This is a genomic window from Longimicrobium sp. (assembly GCA_036389135.1).
GTDB lineage: Bacteria > Gemmatimonadota > Gemmatimonadetes > Longimicrobiales > Longimicrobiaceae > Longimicrobium.
The window spans coordinates 1-14,596 of record DASVQP010000099.1; the positions used below are offsets into that span (position 1 = coordinate 1).

The window sequence follows — 14,596 nt, forward strand, 5'->3', positions numbered from 1 at the left end:
GTTCGACACCTACGTCGGCACCACGGCCGCCGGCGCGATGGCGGCGAGCCTCCCCGGCTTCGAGAACCCGAACGCCACGTACTTCACCTTCGAGATTCTCTCCGGCAGCACGACTGCGATGTGCGCCCGCGCCAATCCGACCGCGCAGGGTACCGCGGCAGGTCTCGTGGCGATGTACATCACGCAGAGCGCGGCCGGCGCGGCGACGGATGCCCGCCCGACCACCACCGCCTGCTCCTGATCCGCGCCTGACCTGACGTAGCGACCCGGCAGCCGCTCCTGATACGGCTGCCGGACCGTCCTCTCCGCTCCCACTGCCCGAGAATCGTACCATGACCGCGTTTGATCCCGCCCGGCTCGGCCGAAAAGGCTTCACCCTGATCGAGCTCATGATCGTGGTGGTGATCATCGGGGTCCTGGCCGCGATCGCGATCCCGAAATTCGGGAACGTCTCCAAGTCGGCCAAGGAAGCGGAGGCGCAGCCGATCCTGAAGCAGCTCTTCACGCTCCAGGAGCGTTACAAGCAGAAGAACGACGAGTACGCGTCGGACATCGCGGAACTGGAAGGCGGCGCCTCCACCTTTGCGAACGCGAAGTACTACACCTTCCTGATCGACAGCGGAGACGGGGCCACCTACCTGGCCTGCGCGCAGCCCACCCTCACTGGTCTTCGCTGGTTCACCATCAATGCGGCCCGGGAGATCGTCCCCCACGATTCAGGGTGCACCTGAGCGCCCATCCATCCTGACCGCACAAACGCAGAAAGCCGCCCACCGGGCGGCTTTCTGCGTTTGTGGCGCCGGTCAGCGTGGGCCGCGGTACTCCACGAAGAAGTCGTCGTTCTCGTGCAGCCGCATCGCCACCAGCCGAGCCCCCTCCAGCCGCCCCTCCACCCGCTGCCACAGGAGGAGGAGGATGTTCTCCGTGGTGGGCACCAGCCCGCCGGGCGCGAACTCGGGCACGGCGTGGTTGAGGTGCTGGTGGTCGAGCGGCTCCACCACCTCCTCGCGCAGCACCCGGTCCAGCGCGCCCAGCTCCACGGCGAACCCGGTGAGGGGATCCACGGTACCCTGTATGGAGACCTCGAGCAGATAATTGTGGCCGTGCCCGTGCGGATTGCTGCACGGCCCAAAGACCTCGCGGTTGCGCTCGTCGCTCCACTCCGGGCGGTGGTAGCGGTGCGCGGCGCAGAAGCGCACGCGCCGCGTTAGGACCATCTGCTGCATGGAATCTGTACGGACGAGGTGTAAAGAAAGTTCACAAAATTGTACCCGTATCGGCCGGGCGACACAAGCGCGGCTGTGCGAAGCGGGGCACATCCCTTGCGTTTCGGGTCCTGTGCCGCACACGTTTTCCACCCTGTTGACGCCCTCAAACATCGATGGCTGTACTCTCCCCGGCTTCTTCGGAGCCGTCGCCGTTCCATTCCGCCTCCCGCGGTCCGCACTCGCTCTCGTCACACTCAGGAGCGGTATCCGCGCACGCGGGCGGGGCGACGGTGCTCATCGCCGAAGACCACGAGGACAGCCGCGACGCGCTGTGCACGCTGCTGGAGGCCTTTGGCTACCAGGTGCACCTGGCGGCGAACGGGTACGAGGCGGTGGCGGAAGCGCGCGCCATCCGGCCGGACCTGATCCTGATGGACATGATGATGCCGGGGATGGACGGGCTGGAGGCCACCCGCACCCTGCGCTCCGACCCGGACTTTCCCCGCATCCCCATCGTGGCGGTCACCGCCATGGAGGGCGCCCGCGACCGGGTGCTGGCCGCCGGGTGCGACGACTGGGTGGCGAAGCCGCTCGACATCCGCTCCTTCCTGGCGCGCCTCCCCGTCTGGCTGGCCCCCTCCGGCGCGGGCGAGTAAACTCGCTGCAACAACAGCACAAAGTCCGCCTTCGCGGACTCGGGGGCGAGATCCGCCCGCGCCCGATAACCCGCACCGCACCTGTAGGGGCGCGATTCATCGCGCCCACCCTCCGCCTTCCTCGGCCCTCGCCCCACGCCCCGATCCCGTAGGGGCAGACCCACGTGTCTGCCCGCCCTCTCCGCCGCGGCGCCCCCCGCCATACCACCGGACACCGCGCAGGGGCAGCCCCACGTGGCTGCCCGTGGCCCGCCATCCGGCGCAGCCTGCCACTCGCCGTTTCCAGAAGCGAATGAAGGCCGCAGGAAACACACAGAGTACGCCTCCGCGGACTCCGGGTTCAATCTCGCGTTGCTTGAGCCGGCTTCAGCCGCCTTCCCGTGGTTCCAGCCGGGGGATGCATCCCCCGGCGATCCGGCGCCGGTGTTGCTGCGCCACGGACGATGCGGCAACGACGCTGCCGCTTCGGCCCGGCCCAACGATCGAAACAGAACAGGGGCGCGGCGCCGAAGCGCCGCGCCCCCTTTTCCTTCACCAGCGGCCGGTGCTACAGGCCGCGGGCGAGCTGCTCGTTGATCGGCAGCGGGAAGAACGCAAAGGTCTTGTCGTTCGCCCGCGCCGCGTCCGACACGCCCGTGGAGTTGAGCTCCGCGAGACGGCCGAAACGGCGGTGGTCGATCCACCGGTGCCCGCCCTCAAAGAGGAGCGAGTACCGGCGCTCGTACAGCAGCCGGGTGATGAACTGCGCCGGCGTCGCGATGTCCGCCGCCACGAGCGGCGCAAGGCCGCCCGAGTTGGTGCGCACGAAGTTCAGGTCCGACAGCGCGCCGGGAAGGTCATTCGTGAAGTACCGGGCCTCGGCGCGCAGCAGGATCAGCTCCTCGTTGCGCATTGCCGGGATGGGCGACGCGCTGCCCCCGGCCCCGAAGAAGGGGCGGGTGTCGTACAGACGGAAGCGCTCCGTGCTCGTGAGCCCGATGGAGACGCGGTTCGTCTGCGCCGAGTCCTGCTTCAGGAGGAGACGCGCGTCACGCGCGCCGCCCGCCTGCAGCTGGGCCTCCGTACGGTTGCGGTTGTCCGCGATCAGACGGCCGCTGTTGTCGAAGTTGGAGTTCGTCAGGTCGCCCGACAGGCTGCTGTACGAAAAGTACAGCCCGCGGTTCAGCCCGGCGCGGCTCGCGTCCGCCGTGCTGATGAACGACCCGCTCAGCGCCGTGAGCGCCGCCGTGTAGTTCGCCGGGCTCGACGGCGTGGCCGTGTGCCCGAGCGTGGCGCGGTACACCTCCACGCGGGCCTTGAGGCCCCGGTTGAACTGGCGGAACGTAGCGGCGTCGTTGAACCCGAACTGGCTCAGACCGGGACCCGTGGAGAACGTGAAGCTCCCGCTGGCGCCGCCCAGGTCCGTGTTCCCCTCGTCCAGCAGCGTCGAGATGAAGGCGAACGCTTCCGCGCGGCTCACCAGCGGCGCCGGTGCCTCCTCGGGAGAGACGCCCACGGCGATCGGGATCTGCTCGCGCCAGTTCAGGATCTGCACGAAGTTGAACGCCTGCATCGTCTTCACGAACCCCTTGATGGAGGCCCGCTCCGACGCGCTGAACGTGAGGCGCGGATCGTCCGTGATCGACAGGATGAGGTTCCCCGTACGGATCGCGTTGTACGGGGCGGCCCAGTACGAGCCGCCCGTGAAGTCCGAGGCATCCGGCGTGCCGGCGGCCAGCTGCCGCACGTACCGGCCCTCGTTGGGGTCCACGAAATACCCCTCGCGGCCCGGGATGGCGCCGATGCGGACGTAGCCGGCCTGATCCTGCCGGGTGCCGATCAGCAGCCCGGTGGTGGCGGCCAGGACGCCGCTGTTGGTGGGGTTCGCCTGGAGGTCGCCGATGCTGGGGCTGTTGTAGTTCGGGATCGTCAGATCCGCGTCACAAGCCCCCAGCGCCAGCGCCCCTGCCAAAAGGGGAAGCAAAGCGCGTCGGTTCATGGAAAATCCTGTGTTCCTGCGCAGGGGAAGTCGGTGGCTCGTCATCTCAGAAGCCCACGTTGAAGCCGAGCCAGAACGAGCGGCTGGGCGGGAACGGGGTCACGTCGATGTTACGGCCCACCGAGCGGTTGCCGAAGTTGCTGACCTCCGGGTCGAGCCCGGTGTAGCGCGTCCACGTGTACGGGTTGCGCGCCGCCAGCGTGATGCGCGCGCTGTTCACGCGGCCCGCGCGGTTGAGGATCTGCGACGGAACGTCGTAGGCCAGCGACACCTCGCGCACCTTGACGAAGGAGGCGTCCTCGATGTACGGCGACCAGGCACCCACCAGCGCGGCGCGCTCCTCACCCGAAAGGCAGGTGTAGTCGCACTCGTTGAAGTCGCGCGGGATCACCGTGCCGTCCGGGTTGCGCCCCACGCTGCTGGGGGCCAGGAAGTCCGGCGTGGTGCGGGCGTCGTCGTAGTAGCTGCGGGTAAGGTTGGCCACCAGGCCGCCCTTGCTCCAGTCGACCAGCGACGAGAGGGTGAAGCGTCCCATCGTGAAGTCGTTGGTGAAGCCCATCAGGAAGTCCGGCTCCGAATCGCCGTAGATCACCCGCTCGCCGTTCTTGAAGCCGAGCATGGCGGTGGGCGACTCGTCGTTCTGGATCAGGTAGCCGCCATACACGAAGCCGAAGCTCGAGCTGGCGGGGCGGAACGCCGGCACCGGCAGGTCGGTGATCTTGTGGCGGTTCCGGTAGAACGTGGTGCGCGTGAGCCACGTCAGGTTGTCGCGGCGCACCGGGGTGGCCTCCAGCAGCGCCTCGAACCCGCGGGCGTGAAGCTCGCCGCCGTTGAAGAACTGCGTGCTGAATCCCGTGGACGGCGCCAGGGTGCGCGACAGGAGGAAGTCCGTCACCACCTTGTTGTACCCGGTCAGCTCAAGGCGCGCGTTGCCGTTGAACAGCGTGAAGTCTACGCCGCCCTCGAGCTCCGTGGTGCGCTCCGGGCGCAGGTCGCTGGCGCCAAAGGTGCCGTTGACCTGGATTCCAGGCTGCCCGTTCAGATTGCTGACGAAGAGCGGGGCGAAGCGCTGGCTGAAGAGCGGCTGGTTGCCGCTGGAGCCGTACGCCGCGCGCAGCTTGATGTCGTCCACCCGCGGGAGCAGGTTCCCCAGGCGGAAGGAGGCCGACGCCTTCGGGTACAGGAAGTACTCGTTCGCGTCCGCGTTGTTGCTGCTGCGGTCCGCGCGCAGGCTGCCGGTGAGCGTCAGCCGCTCGTCGAGCAGAAGGAGCTCCTCCTGGCCGAAGAAGCCCTGGTCGCGCGTGCGGGTGCGCCCGCCGCTCAGGGTGGTGTTCGCCCCCGTCTCCGGAAGGCGCACGCCGCCGATCAGGTAGCGCCCGCCCACGGCGTTCGTCGTCAGGTCGCGGTCCTCGTACTGCATGCCGACCGACGTCGTCGCGCGGAAGGAGCCGCCCTCAGGGTCGAAGATGTGGACCAGGTTGAGGTTGCCGTTGACGTTGGTGTTGTTCGCGTTCGTATTGACCGCAGTGCCCGGCAGGTTGTCGTCGTCCTCGAACTGCAGCTCCGCCGGGTAGAACAGGGCGTTGCGCTGCTGGAAGAAGTCCACGCCGCCGTTGCCCAGGAACTGCAGCCGGTTGGCGCCGCGCTCCAGGATGTCGTACGTGACGTTGAGCGACGAGATGGTGCGCCAGGTGCTCTCGTCGTTGGTCGAGAGCGCCGCGGTCTGTACCGGGTTGCTGGGAGCGAACGGGTTGGCGGGGTAGATCCCGTTGCTCCCGTTCAGGTTCACGAAGCTCGGGGTGAACGAGATGGCGGCGTAGTACGACACGCCGTTGTTGTCGTTGCCCGTAAGGCCGCGGGCCGCCACCGTGTGGTTCACGTTGGCAGACACGCCCACCCGCAGGCGCGAGCCCAGGTTCTGGTCGAGGCGAAGCTGCAGCCCCTGGCGGTTGAAGCCGGTGTTGGCCGCGATCCCCTCGTTGTTCGCCACCGTGCCGGAGACGTAGTAGCGCGTGGCCTCCGTGCCGCCGCTCACGGAGACGTTGGTCTCCGACTGCGGCGCCCGGCGTCCGAACACGTCCGACTCGTGGTCGTACACCGCCTTGGGCGTGCCGTCGGCGTTGAAGTACGTGTCAAGCTGCGCCGTGGTGAGGTGGAGCTCGTCCTCGGCCTCGTCACGCGTCCAGCTGCGCGTGCCCAGCGTGCGGGCCTGCTCGGCGTAGCCGAAGCGCTGCGTGAGGTTGAAGCGCGGAGCGCCCGCCCGGCCGCCGCGCGTGCGGATCACGATCACGCCGTTGGCCGCCTTGGAGCCGTACACGGCCGAGGCCGAAGCGCCCTTGAGCACCTCGACCGACTCGATGTCGGCCGGGTTCAGGTCGGCGACGCGGTTCACCACGTTGTCCTGCACGCCGGCGATGTCGGTACGCGTGCCCGCGCCCGAGACGAAGTTCTGCCCGCCGGCGATGCCCGCGTCGGAGATGATCACCCCGTCCACCACGTACAGCGGCGAGCTGTTGCCGATCAGCGTGCTGATGCCGCGGATACGGAACTGCGCGCCGCCGCCGGGGGCGCCGGAGTTGGTGACGATCTGCGCGCCGGCCACCTTGCCCTGCAGGGCGCGCTCGATGGTGGGCGCCGGGGCGCGCTGGAGCTCCGCGCGGCTCACCACGGCCACGGCGTTCGCCGCGTTCTGGCGGCGCACCGTGGTGGCCGTGCCGGTGACGACGAGCGCTTCCAGGTTCAGGATGTCCGCCTGGAGGCGGACGTCCACGTTGCTCTGGCCGGCCGGAACCGGGATGACGCGGCTGCTGAAGCCCAGGCGGCTGACGGTCAGCGACGCGTCGCCCGCGGGAACGCCGATGTTGAAGCGGCCGCCGGCGTCGGTCTGGACGCCGCGGCGGGTGCCGGTGATGGTGACGGTGGCGCCGGAGACGGGCGCCTGGTCGGCACCGGTCACCGTACCCGTCACCTGCCGCTGCTGCGCGGTCGCGCCGCTGGCGCTCCCCGCGATCAGGAGCAGGGACATGACGAACGACAGGATGCGTTTCGACATACTTCCTCGTTGGGGGTTGGTAAAAGTTCCTGCGCGTGCGTGCGGATGTGCGCGGGTCGCCTCCGTGTTTGCGAATGGTGGATGTGCGGCGGGAGGGCGCCAGGAGCGGGGCCGCTCCCACGGATGACACGAACGTACGGGCTGGAACACGCGCCTGGCCGGCGTGCTGGGGCCGGCTCTGGAGACGGTGTTCGGGGCGGGGTGAACGCAGAAGCTACTCTCCACCCCGCCTCTCCGCAAGAAGACTCTGGTCCGGGTGCGCCCCTTCAGAGCCCTTGCTTGCGTTGCGATACAACGTGCGAACGGGCGTTTCCGGACGCCTGGGCGCACGGAAGGCGGGGGCTCACGCGGAGACGCGGAGGCACGGAGAGAGGAACGGAATGAGGCGGGCTCGCGATGCCGGCCGCCTTTACGGATGAATGCAAGCGCCCCCTCCCCCATGTAGTTGTTGGGGGAGGGGGCAGCGAGGTGACGAGCGCGGGCGGGGGCCGCGCCGCTACGGATTGCAGTAGTACAGGCGCGCGGGCGGGATGTTGCGCGGCTCGAAGCCCAGCTTCACGCGGCCAAAGGTGCGCTTGAGGTTGGGCAGAACGCCGTTGGAGTACTGGTAGACCAGGAATGCGCCCGTGGGGGTCAGCGCGTCGCGGGTGGCGCGCACGATGCCGTCGCGGAGGGCGGCGGGCATGGTGCTGAACGGGATCCCCGAGATGATGTAGTCCGCCTTGCCGCGCCCCAGCCGCTGCAGGATGCTCCCCACGTCCGCCGCGGAGCCGTGCACCAGGTGCAGGCGCGGGTCGGCGGCGCCGCGCTGCAGGAAGCTCACGAAGTCCGTATTCGTCTCGATGGCCACCAGGATGCCGTCCGGGTGGAGGCGCTTCAGGATCTTGTGCGTGAACGTTCCCACCCCCGGGCCGTACTCCACGATCACCCGCGCCCTGTCCCAGTCCACCTCGCCCAGCATCTCGTTCACCAGGAAGCGGGAGCTGGGGATCACCGAGCCCAGCATGCGCGGGTGCTTCAGGAAGTTGCGCGCGAAGAGCAGGAGCTGCTGGCGGTGAGCGGAGGTCGTTGCGGGCACGTTGGTTCTCCGGATGATCGTAGGTCCTGGCGGGCACGCGGCCCGGCTGCGGCGGCGCACCGGCTCCACGTGGACACGGTACGCAAAAACGGGACTCACCCGCGATTCAGGGCGCGGGTGCCCACAAGGTGCCCCCGCGGAGCCCCGCGCGCCAGGGTCAACCCTCCCCCGCCCCCTCGCGCCCGGCCGCCTCCTCCACCGCGATCCTCACCAGCGAGCTGCGCAGGGCTGCCCCCGTGATCCCCGGATCCAGCGCGCGCACCAGCTCCACCGCGTGCACCCACACCGCCGGATCGCCGCCGTCGGCGGGGTGCTCCACCGGGTGCAGGATCCCCCGCACCACCACGCTCCGCCAGCGGAACCCCGCCTCCACCTCGTCCACCTCGAAGGTGATGGGGGTGCCGTGCGACTCGCCGACCAGGGCCGCCCAGCTGGAGCCGTACGAGGTGCGCGCCCACAGCCACCCGTCTGCCCAGGCGTAGAGGACGGGCTCCACCTCCAAGCGGCCGCGGCGCGTGTAGGCGATCCGCCCCACCCGGTTCCGGGCCAGGATCGCGTCGGCGCCGGCGCGTTCCAGCGGGCGGAAGGCTTGCGGTTGCGGTGCGGACATGCCGGTCTCTCCGTGGCTGCGGGTGGCACTGCGATGGAAAGAAATGGTCTCACGCGAAGGCGCGGGAGAAAAGCATCACACAGAGACGCGGAGGGGAACGGAAAGGCCACAGAAGACGCCTTCTGCTTTTCTTTCCGTAACCTCTGTGGCTCTGTGTGAGGCCATCTGTTTTTCTCTCCCTGCGTCTCTGCGCCTCTGCGTGAGGCCAGGCAGGACGCAAGGGTCGTCCCGCGGCCGGGCACAGGGCGTCGCGCGGGTGGATTGGAACTTGCGCCTGCGCGGCCTCCCCCGCACACGGGGCGGGGCAAAACGGCACCACGAGGAGCGCGCGGATGGCGGATCGAGAGCAGCAGGGAGAGAGCGTGCGGCTGCAGGTGGCCGGGGCGAAGCGCGAGGACATGGCCAAGGGCACGGCCCGGCTGGGGCAGCGCACCTTCCAGGCGCTGGGCCTCAAGGAAGGCGAGATCATCGAGATCGTGGGGCCGGTGACCACGGCCGCCGTCGCCCTTCCGCCGTACCCGGAGGACGACGGGCTGGACCTGATCCGCCTGGACGGCCTTCAGCGCACCAACAGCGGCGTCAGCATCGGCGACTACGTGGAGGTGCGCTGCGCCAAGGTGGAGCCCGCCCGCCGCGTGACGCTGGCCCCCGCGCAGGAGAACCTGCGGCTGATGGGCACCGGCGACGCCCTGCGCCGCACCCTCTTCCGCCGCCCGCTCACGCAGGGCGACACGATCTCGACCTCCGCCTACCAGCGCACCGAGACGTCGCGCGGCCCCGAGGACCCGGGGGCGTTCCCCGAGGAGCTCTTTCGCACCTTCTTCCAGCAGACGGCGTACGCGCTGCAGGAGATCCGCCTGCGCGTGGTGGGAACGACGCCGCGCGGGATCGTGCAGGTGGTGGAGGACACCGAGATCGAGCTCCTTCCCGAGTACGCTGAGCCGGAAGACCCCAGCCGGGGCGACATCACCTACGACGACATCGGCGGCCTGGGGCCCACCATCGACCAGGTGCGGGAGATGATCGAGCTCCCGCTGAAGCACCCGGAGCTCTTCCAGCGGCTGGGGATCGACCCGCCCAAGGGCGTCATCCTGCACGGCCCGCCGGGGACGGGCAAGACGCTGCTTGCGCGCGCGGTGGCCAACGAGGCGCGCGCGCAGTTCTTCCACATCGCCGGCCCGGAGATCATGGGGCGGCACTACGGCGAGAGCGAGCAGCGGCTGCGCGAGGTGTTCGAGCAGGCGGAGCAGCAGGCGCCCTCCATCGTCTTCATCGACGAGATCGACTCCATCGCACCCAAGCGCGAGGAGGTGACGGGGGAGGTGGAGCGGCGCATCGTGGCGCAGCTGCTGACGCTGATGGACGGGCTGAAGCCGCGGCAGAACGTGGTGGTGATCGCCGCCACCAACCGCGTCAACGCCATCGACGAGGCGCTGCGCCGGCCGGGCCGCTTCGACCGCGAGATCATCATCGGCGTGCCGGACGCGGTGGGGCGGCGCGAGGTGCTGGCCATCCACACCCGCGGGATGCCGCTGGGGAACGACGTGGACCTGGACGAGCTGGCGCGCATCACCTACGGCTTCGTGGGCGCGGACCTCACGGCGCTGGCTCGCGAGGCCGCCATCGACACGCTGCGGCGCCACCTCCCCGCGCTGGACCTGAACCAGGTGGAGATCCCGGCGGACGTGCTGGCACGGCTGATCGTGTGCCGCGACGACTTCATCAACGCGCTCAAGCGGGTGCAGCCCTCCGCCGTGCGCGAGATCATGATCCAGGTGCCGGACGTGGGGTGGGACGACATCGGCGGGCTGGAGGACGCCAAGCGGGCGCTCAAGGAGGGTGTGGAACTCCCCCTGAAGCACCCCGACGCCTTCCGCCGCCTGGGGATCCGCCCCGCCAAGGGCTTCCTCCTGTACGGCCCCCCGGGCACGGGCAAGACGCTGATGGCCAAGGCCGTCGCGCGCGAGTCGGAGGCGAACTTCATCGCCACCAAGTCGTCGGACCTGCTCAGCAAGTGGTACGGCGAGAGCGAGCAGCAGGTGACGCGCCTCTTTCAGCGCGCGCGGCAGGTGGCGCCTACGGTGATCTTCATCGACGAGATCGACTCGCTGGCGCCACAGCGCGGCGGCGGGCTGGGCGAGCCGGCTGTGACGGAGCGGGTGGTGAACACCATTCTCGCGGAGATGGACGGGCTGGAGGAAATGCAGGGGATCGTGGTGATCGGCGCCACCAACCGGCCCACGCTGCTGGACCCGGCCCTGCTGCGCCCCGGCCGCTTCGACGAGCTGGTGTACATCACGGTGCCGGAGCGCGAGGCGAGGCTCACCATCCTGCGCATCCACACCTCGGGGATGCCGCTGGCGGAAGACGTGCAGCTGGAGACCATCGCGGAGCGCACGCACGGCTTCACCGGCGCGGACCTGGAGGACCTGGTGCGCCGCGCGGGGCTGATGGCGCTGCGCACCGACCTGGACGTGGCCGAGGTGCCGATGCGCTTCTTTGAGTCGGCGCTCAAGGAGAGCCGCGCATCGGTGACGCCGGAGATGGAGCGCGAGTACGAGGAGCTGCGCAGCGAGCTGAAGCGCGAGGGCCCGCGCGGCCGGCAGATCGGCTTCCGGGCCCCGGAGCGCAACACCGCGCACTGACGGCTCCTGGAAAGGAACACGGGGAGGGGCGAAGGGCGCCCCTCCCCGTGTTTTCGCGCGTCGCTATCTCGTTACAGGGAAACAGGTTGCCGGGTTTGGCGCAGAAGGTTTGTGGAACGGTTGTTGCTTTCCCGCCGACCCCAAGCGCAGAGGCTGGACGGCCTCCCGATTACTCCGAACCAAAGGGCAACCATGAGCATCACTCCCAACGACCGCGACCTCCCGATGGACCGCACCGCCGACTCGCTTCGCGCGGACCAGCTGCATGGCAATGAGCAGCTTCGCGCCGACCAGCTGCACGGCACCGAGCAGCTTCGTGGCACCGAGGAGCGCCTGACGCTCTCCGAGGAGCAACTCGCCATCGGCACGCGCGAGGTACGCGCGGGCGAGGTGGAGATCGAGAAGCGCGTGGAGACGGAGCACGTGCGCCGCGAGGTGCCGCTTACCCACGACGAGGTGACGGTGGAGCGCCGCCCCATCGAGGGCGGGATGGTCGCTGCCGGCGGGCTCAACCACACCATCGGCGAGGAGCACATCCGCGTGCCGCTGACCGCCGAGGAGGCGGTGGTGGAGAAGCGCGTGGTCCCCAAGGAGGAGCTCGTGGTGCGCAAGCAGGAGGTGACCGAGGAGCGCATGGTGGAGGCCGACCTGCGCACCGAGCGCGCCGAGGTGCGCGAGGTCAACGCCCACGAGGTGCGCCACGACCGCGACGCGCTGGGCGGCGGCAACATGTAGGATGGCGCGGCTGTAGACGGGCGGGGCGGTTGCCTCGGACGTGAGCTGCCCCCTCTTCCCGATGCCGGGGGAGGGGGCAGGTTTTGGTTAGGGTGGGGCACCGGAGGTCGAATTACCGGGGGCGAATCACCGGGGGATAAATCCCCCGGCTGGAACCACGGGAAGACGGCTGAAGCCGGCTCGAGAAGCGCGGCATCGGACCCCGAGTCCGCGCAGGCGGACTTTGTGCTTTTGTTGCAGCGAGTTTACTCGCCAGCCTTTGCCGGGCCTGCCCCAGCTGGCCCTCAGTTGCGGGCCGGGCGCTCCAGGTGGGCGGCGTTGGGGCGGGGGCGCACGATGGAGGGGAGGCCGCGCGGATGCGGGGCGCCGCCCGAGACGGAACGCTCGGCGTCGGTTTCGCTGAAGCAGAGAGTGGCGACCAGGAGGGCGCCCCGCTCGCGCAGCTCGGCGGCGGCGCGGCTGGTGTAGTTGGCCACGTGGAAGCTCCCCGCCAGGAGAAAGATCCCCGCGGGCTCGCCCAGCCGCCGCTCGCCCAGGCGGTATGGGTCGTGGTCTTCGTAGATCAGCGTTTCGTCCTGCTTCACGTCGCTCCCCCGTGTGGTCGGCCGCGGCGGGGCTTCGCCGCTGTGGGTCGTTTGTACCCGGTCCAGGCGTTTTGGATCGTTCGAAGCGAGTTCGTCCGGGCGGCGGAGGTAGAGGAAGGGAGAGGGTGGGCGCGATGAATCGCGCCCCTACGACGGATGTGGACGGTTCAACAGCAACAAACAGCCCCTGCCGCGATGGTCGCGGCAGGGGCATAGTTCTCCCCCTCGCCCGCCCTGCGCCCCCGCAGGCGGGGGAGGGGGCCGGGGGGAGGGGGCCTACCAGTCGCGGTCGCGGTCGCGGCCGCCGCCGCCACTGCCGCCACGCCCGCCGCCACCGCCGCCGCCACGGCCGCCACCTCCGCCGCCGTACCCGCCGCCGCCACCGCCATAGCCGCCACCGCTGCCGCCGCCGCGGCTTCCGCCACCGCCGCCGTAGCCGCCGCCGCCACGGCTTCCGCCGCCGCCGCCGTACCCGCCTCCGCCGCCGCTGCGGTTGCCGTAGCCGTCATCGCCGCCCGGGGCACCGCCCGCGGCGCCGCCGGCGGGCGCGTCCAGGCGCACCACGTTGGCGGCCTTGGCGCCGCGGGGCTCCTCCACCACCTCGAACTCCACGCGCTCACCCTCGTCCAGCGACTTGAACCCCGACCCCTGGATGGCGCTGTGGTGGACGAACACGTCCGGGCCGTCCTCGCGCTGGATGAAGCCGTATCCCTTCTCCTGTGAGAACCACTTCACCGTGCCTGTCACCTTCTCCATGGTATGGAACCCTCTGCCTGTGGGTGTGTGGATGCCCCCGCCCGTCGCGGGGCCTGGATCGTGTGCCTTGCGGAGGGCACGGGGTGTTTCACGAGATGCCGACGAGCTCCAGGTCGAAGGTGAGGTCCCGCCCCGCGAGCGGGTGGTTTTGGTCCAGCACCGCGCCATCGTCCGAGACTTCGGCCACCGTGACCACGACCGGCTCGCCGCCGTCGCGCTTCATCTGGAGGCGCTGCCCGACTTCGGGGCGGATGTTGGGAGGGAAGCGGTCCAGCTCAACCAGCAGCAGCAGGTCCTCGTCGTGCGCGCCGTACGCGCTGGTGGCGGGGATCCACACCGACTTCGACTCGCCGGGCTCCATCCCCTCCACCGCGTCGTCGAAGCCGGCGATCACCTCGCCCGCGCCGAGGGCGAACTCCAGCGGCTCGCGGCCGTGCGACGAGTCGAAGACGGTTCCGTCCTCCAGCCGGCCGGTGTAGTGCACCCGGACGGTGTCGCCGGAGCGAGCTGTTGCCATGCTTCCTCCCGCCGCAGTGTGACGCTCGAAGGCCCCATCCGGGAGGACGCAATAAAGCGGCCCGCCGGCTGAAAACCGGGGGCCGCTGGTCGTTTTTCGCGAAACACGCGCCACGGTTGGCGCGTCGGTGTCGGTCAGGGAGCAAGAAGGGCCCGCTCAGTGCGAGCGAGCCCCGGTCCGGCGCGGGTCAGGCGGGCGGTGCCACCAGCACGTTGGAAGCGGCGGCGAAGAACGGCTTGGCCTGCACGTCGCCCAGGCGGATCTCCAGGAGCCGGCTTCCGTCGCCGGTCTTCCCGAGGACGGCGACCACCTCGCCCGGGCCGCCGGCACAGAGCACCTGCTCCCCCACGGACGGGAGGCGCTCCTGCGCCGTGGTCCACCCGGGACGGGCCGTGAGGTCGACGCGGCCGTCTTCGGCACGCAGGCGCTTCGTTCCGTTGCTCTTGGACATCGGCTGGACTCCCGTCGAAGTTGGGGCGGCTGCACGCCGCGGGCACCAGGAGGCGCGCGGGTACGCCCGGGGGGTGGCGCACGCCGCTCGCGGCCGGGGACGACGAAGCCCCGGGCGATACGGACGTTTGTACACCGACTCGCCGCAAAGGTTCGGAGCGCTATCCCCGGAAGACGCTGAGCACGCTGGAGTAGTCGTCGGTCCAGGGGCGGGCGCCGGGGCGCAGCCTGGGGGCGCGCCACCGCCGGGTGTTGTCCAGCCCGAAGAGGTCGCGCTCGCGGCGTGCGACCACCACCCAGTTGGACGACTGCTCGTACCGCTCGGGC

General features: G+C 70.0%; 13 protein-coding genes and 1 pseudogene. 5 read left to right on the top strand and 9 right to left on the bottom strand.

The window, feature by feature from the left end:
• Both VF584_21010 and VF584_21015 read left to right on the top strand, forming a co-directional pair.
• On the top strand, positions 1 to 241 hold a 241-nt coding region (locus VF584_21010; GenBank protein HEX8212670.1), incomplete at its 5' end, for a hypothetical protein.
• 91 nt (positions 242 to 332) lie between these two features.
• Complete coding sequence (locus VF584_21015) at positions 333 to 731, top strand: prepilin-type N-terminal cleavage/methylation domain-containing protein (GenBank protein ID HEX8212671.1); 399 nt, start codon at positions 333 to 335, stop codon at positions 729 to 731.
• A gap of 72 nt (positions 732 to 803) precedes the next feature.
• Here the strand turns inward: VF584_21015 and VF584_21020 are convergent, their stop codons facing one another.
• Positions 804 to 1,226: a 6-carboxytetrahydropterin synthase gene (locus tag VF584_21020; GenBank protein ID HEX8212672.1), complete on the bottom strand. Its 423-nt coding sequence runs from the start codon at positions 1,224 to 1,226 to the stop codon at positions 804 to 806.
• A 272-nt stretch (positions 1,227 to 1,498) separates the two neighbouring features.
• On the opposite strand from VF584_21020, the gene VF584_21025 reads away from it, so the two are divergent.
• Positions 1,499 to 1,864, top strand: coding sequence for a response regulator (locus tag VF584_21025; protein HEX8212673.1), 366 nt, complete (start codon positions 1,499 to 1,501; stop codon positions 1,862 to 1,864).
• A 547-nt stretch (positions 1,865 to 2,411) separates the two neighbouring features.
• On the opposite strand, the gene VF584_21030 is transcribed toward VF584_21025, so the two are convergent.
• From VF584_21030 to VF584_21045, 4 genes are all read right to left on the bottom strand, one after another.
• Positions 2,412 to 3,842 (bottom strand): RagB/SusD family nutrient uptake outer membrane protein, encoded by a 1,431-nt coding sequence (locus VF584_21030; GenBank protein ID HEX8212674.1) that lies wholly within the window; start codon positions 3,840 to 3,842, stop codon positions 2,412 to 2,414.
• Positions 3,843 to 3,888: 46 nt separating this feature from the next.
• A complete protein-coding gene (locus VF584_21035; GenBank protein ID HEX8212675.1) occupies positions 3,889 to 6,894 on the bottom strand; it encodes a SusC/RagA family TonB-linked outer membrane protein in 3,006 nt (1,001 codons plus the stop codon).
• A 496-nt stretch (positions 6,895 to 7,390) separates the two neighbouring features.
• Positions 7,391 to 7,972 (bottom strand): rRNA adenine N-6-methyltransferase family protein, encoded by a 582-nt coding sequence (locus VF584_21040; protein ID HEX8212676.1) that lies wholly within the window; start codon positions 7,970 to 7,972, stop codon positions 7,391 to 7,393.
• A 157-nt stretch (positions 7,973 to 8,129) separates the two neighbouring features.
• The gene (locus tag VF584_21045; protein HEX8212677.1) at positions 8,130 to 8,582 is read right to left on the bottom strand and encodes a pyridoxamine 5'-phosphate oxidase family protein; all 453 of its coding nucleotides are present in this window, start codon (positions 8,580 to 8,582) and stop codon (positions 8,130 to 8,132) included.
• Between the two features lie 332 nt (positions 8,583 to 8,914).
• On the opposite strand from VF584_21045, the gene VF584_21050 reads away from it, so the two are divergent.
• Entirely contained in the window at positions 8,915 to 11,227 is a 2,313-nt protein-coding gene (locus tag VF584_21050) for a CDC48 family AAA ATPase (GenBank protein ID HEX8212678.1), read from the top strand.
• A gap of 192 nt (positions 11,228 to 11,419) precedes the next feature.
• Complete coding sequence (locus VF584_21055; GenBank protein ID HEX8212679.1) at positions 11,420 to 11,962, top strand: YsnF/AvaK domain-containing protein; 543 nt, start codon at positions 11,420 to 11,422, stop codon at positions 11,960 to 11,962.
• A 284-nt stretch (positions 11,963 to 12,246) separates the two neighbouring features.
• Here the strand turns inward: VF584_21055 and VF584_21060 are convergent, their stop codons facing one another.
• From VF584_21060 to VF584_21075, 4 genes and pseudogenes are all read right to left on the bottom strand, one after another.
• The gene (locus tag VF584_21060; GenBank protein HEX8212680.1) at positions 12,247 to 12,546 is read right to left on the bottom strand and encodes a hypothetical protein; all 300 of its coding nucleotides are present in this window, start codon (positions 12,544 to 12,546) and stop codon (positions 12,247 to 12,249) included.
• Positions 12,547 to 13,101: 555 nt separating this feature from the next.
• A pseudogene (locus VF584_21065) lies at positions 13,102 to 13,302 on the bottom strand (cold shock domain-containing protein).
• Between the two features lie 88 nt (positions 13,303 to 13,390).
• Positions 13,391 to 13,819, bottom strand: a complete 429-nt coding sequence (locus VF584_21070; GenBank protein HEX8212681.1) for an FKBP-type peptidyl-prolyl cis-trans isomerase — start codon at positions 13,817 to 13,819, stop codon at positions 13,391 to 13,393.
• A 187-nt stretch (positions 13,820 to 14,006) separates the two neighbouring features.
• Positions 14,007 to 14,270, bottom strand: a complete 264-nt coding sequence (locus VF584_21075) for a hypothetical protein (protein HEX8212682.1) — start codon at positions 14,268 to 14,270, stop codon at positions 14,007 to 14,009.
• Positions 14,271 to 14,596: the final 326 nt, after the last annotated feature.

Excerpts from the sequence above, each read along its gene's own strand:
- VF584_21055 (HEX8212679.1), top strand. The coding sequence starts at position 11,420 with ATGAGCATCACTCCCAACGACCGCGACCTCCCGATGGACCGCACCGCC.
- VF584_21075 (HEX8212682.1), bottom strand. The coding sequence starts at position 14,270 with ATGTCCAAGAGCAACGGAACGAAGCGCCTGCGTGCCGAAGACGGCCGC.
- VF584_21030 (HEX8212674.1), bottom strand. The coding sequence starts at position 3,842 with ATGAACCGACGCGCTTTGCTTCCCCTTTTGGCAGGGGCGCTGGCGCTG.
- VF584_21045 (HEX8212677.1), bottom strand. The coding sequence starts at position 8,582 with ATGTCCGCACCGCAACCGCAAGCCTTCCGCCCGCTGGAACGCGCCGGC.
- VF584_21050 (HEX8212678.1), top strand. The coding sequence starts at position 8,915 with ATGGCGGATCGAGAGCAGCAGGGAGAGAGCGTGCGGCTGCAGGTGGCC.
- VF584_21020 (HEX8212672.1), bottom strand. The coding sequence starts at position 1,226 with ATGCAGCAGATGGTCCTAACGCGGCGCGTGCGCTTCTGCGCCGCGCAC.
- VF584_21015 (HEX8212671.1), top strand. The coding sequence starts at position 333 with ATGACCGCGTTTGATCCCGCCCGGCTCGGCCGAAAAGGCTTCACCCTG.
- VF584_21035 (HEX8212675.1), bottom strand. The coding sequence starts at position 6,894 with ATGTCGAAACGCATCCTGTCGTTCGTCATGTCCCTGCTCCTGATCGCG.
- VF584_21070 (HEX8212681.1), bottom strand. The coding sequence starts at position 13,819 with ATGGCAACAGCTCGCTCCGGCGACACCGTCCGGGTGCACTACACCGGC.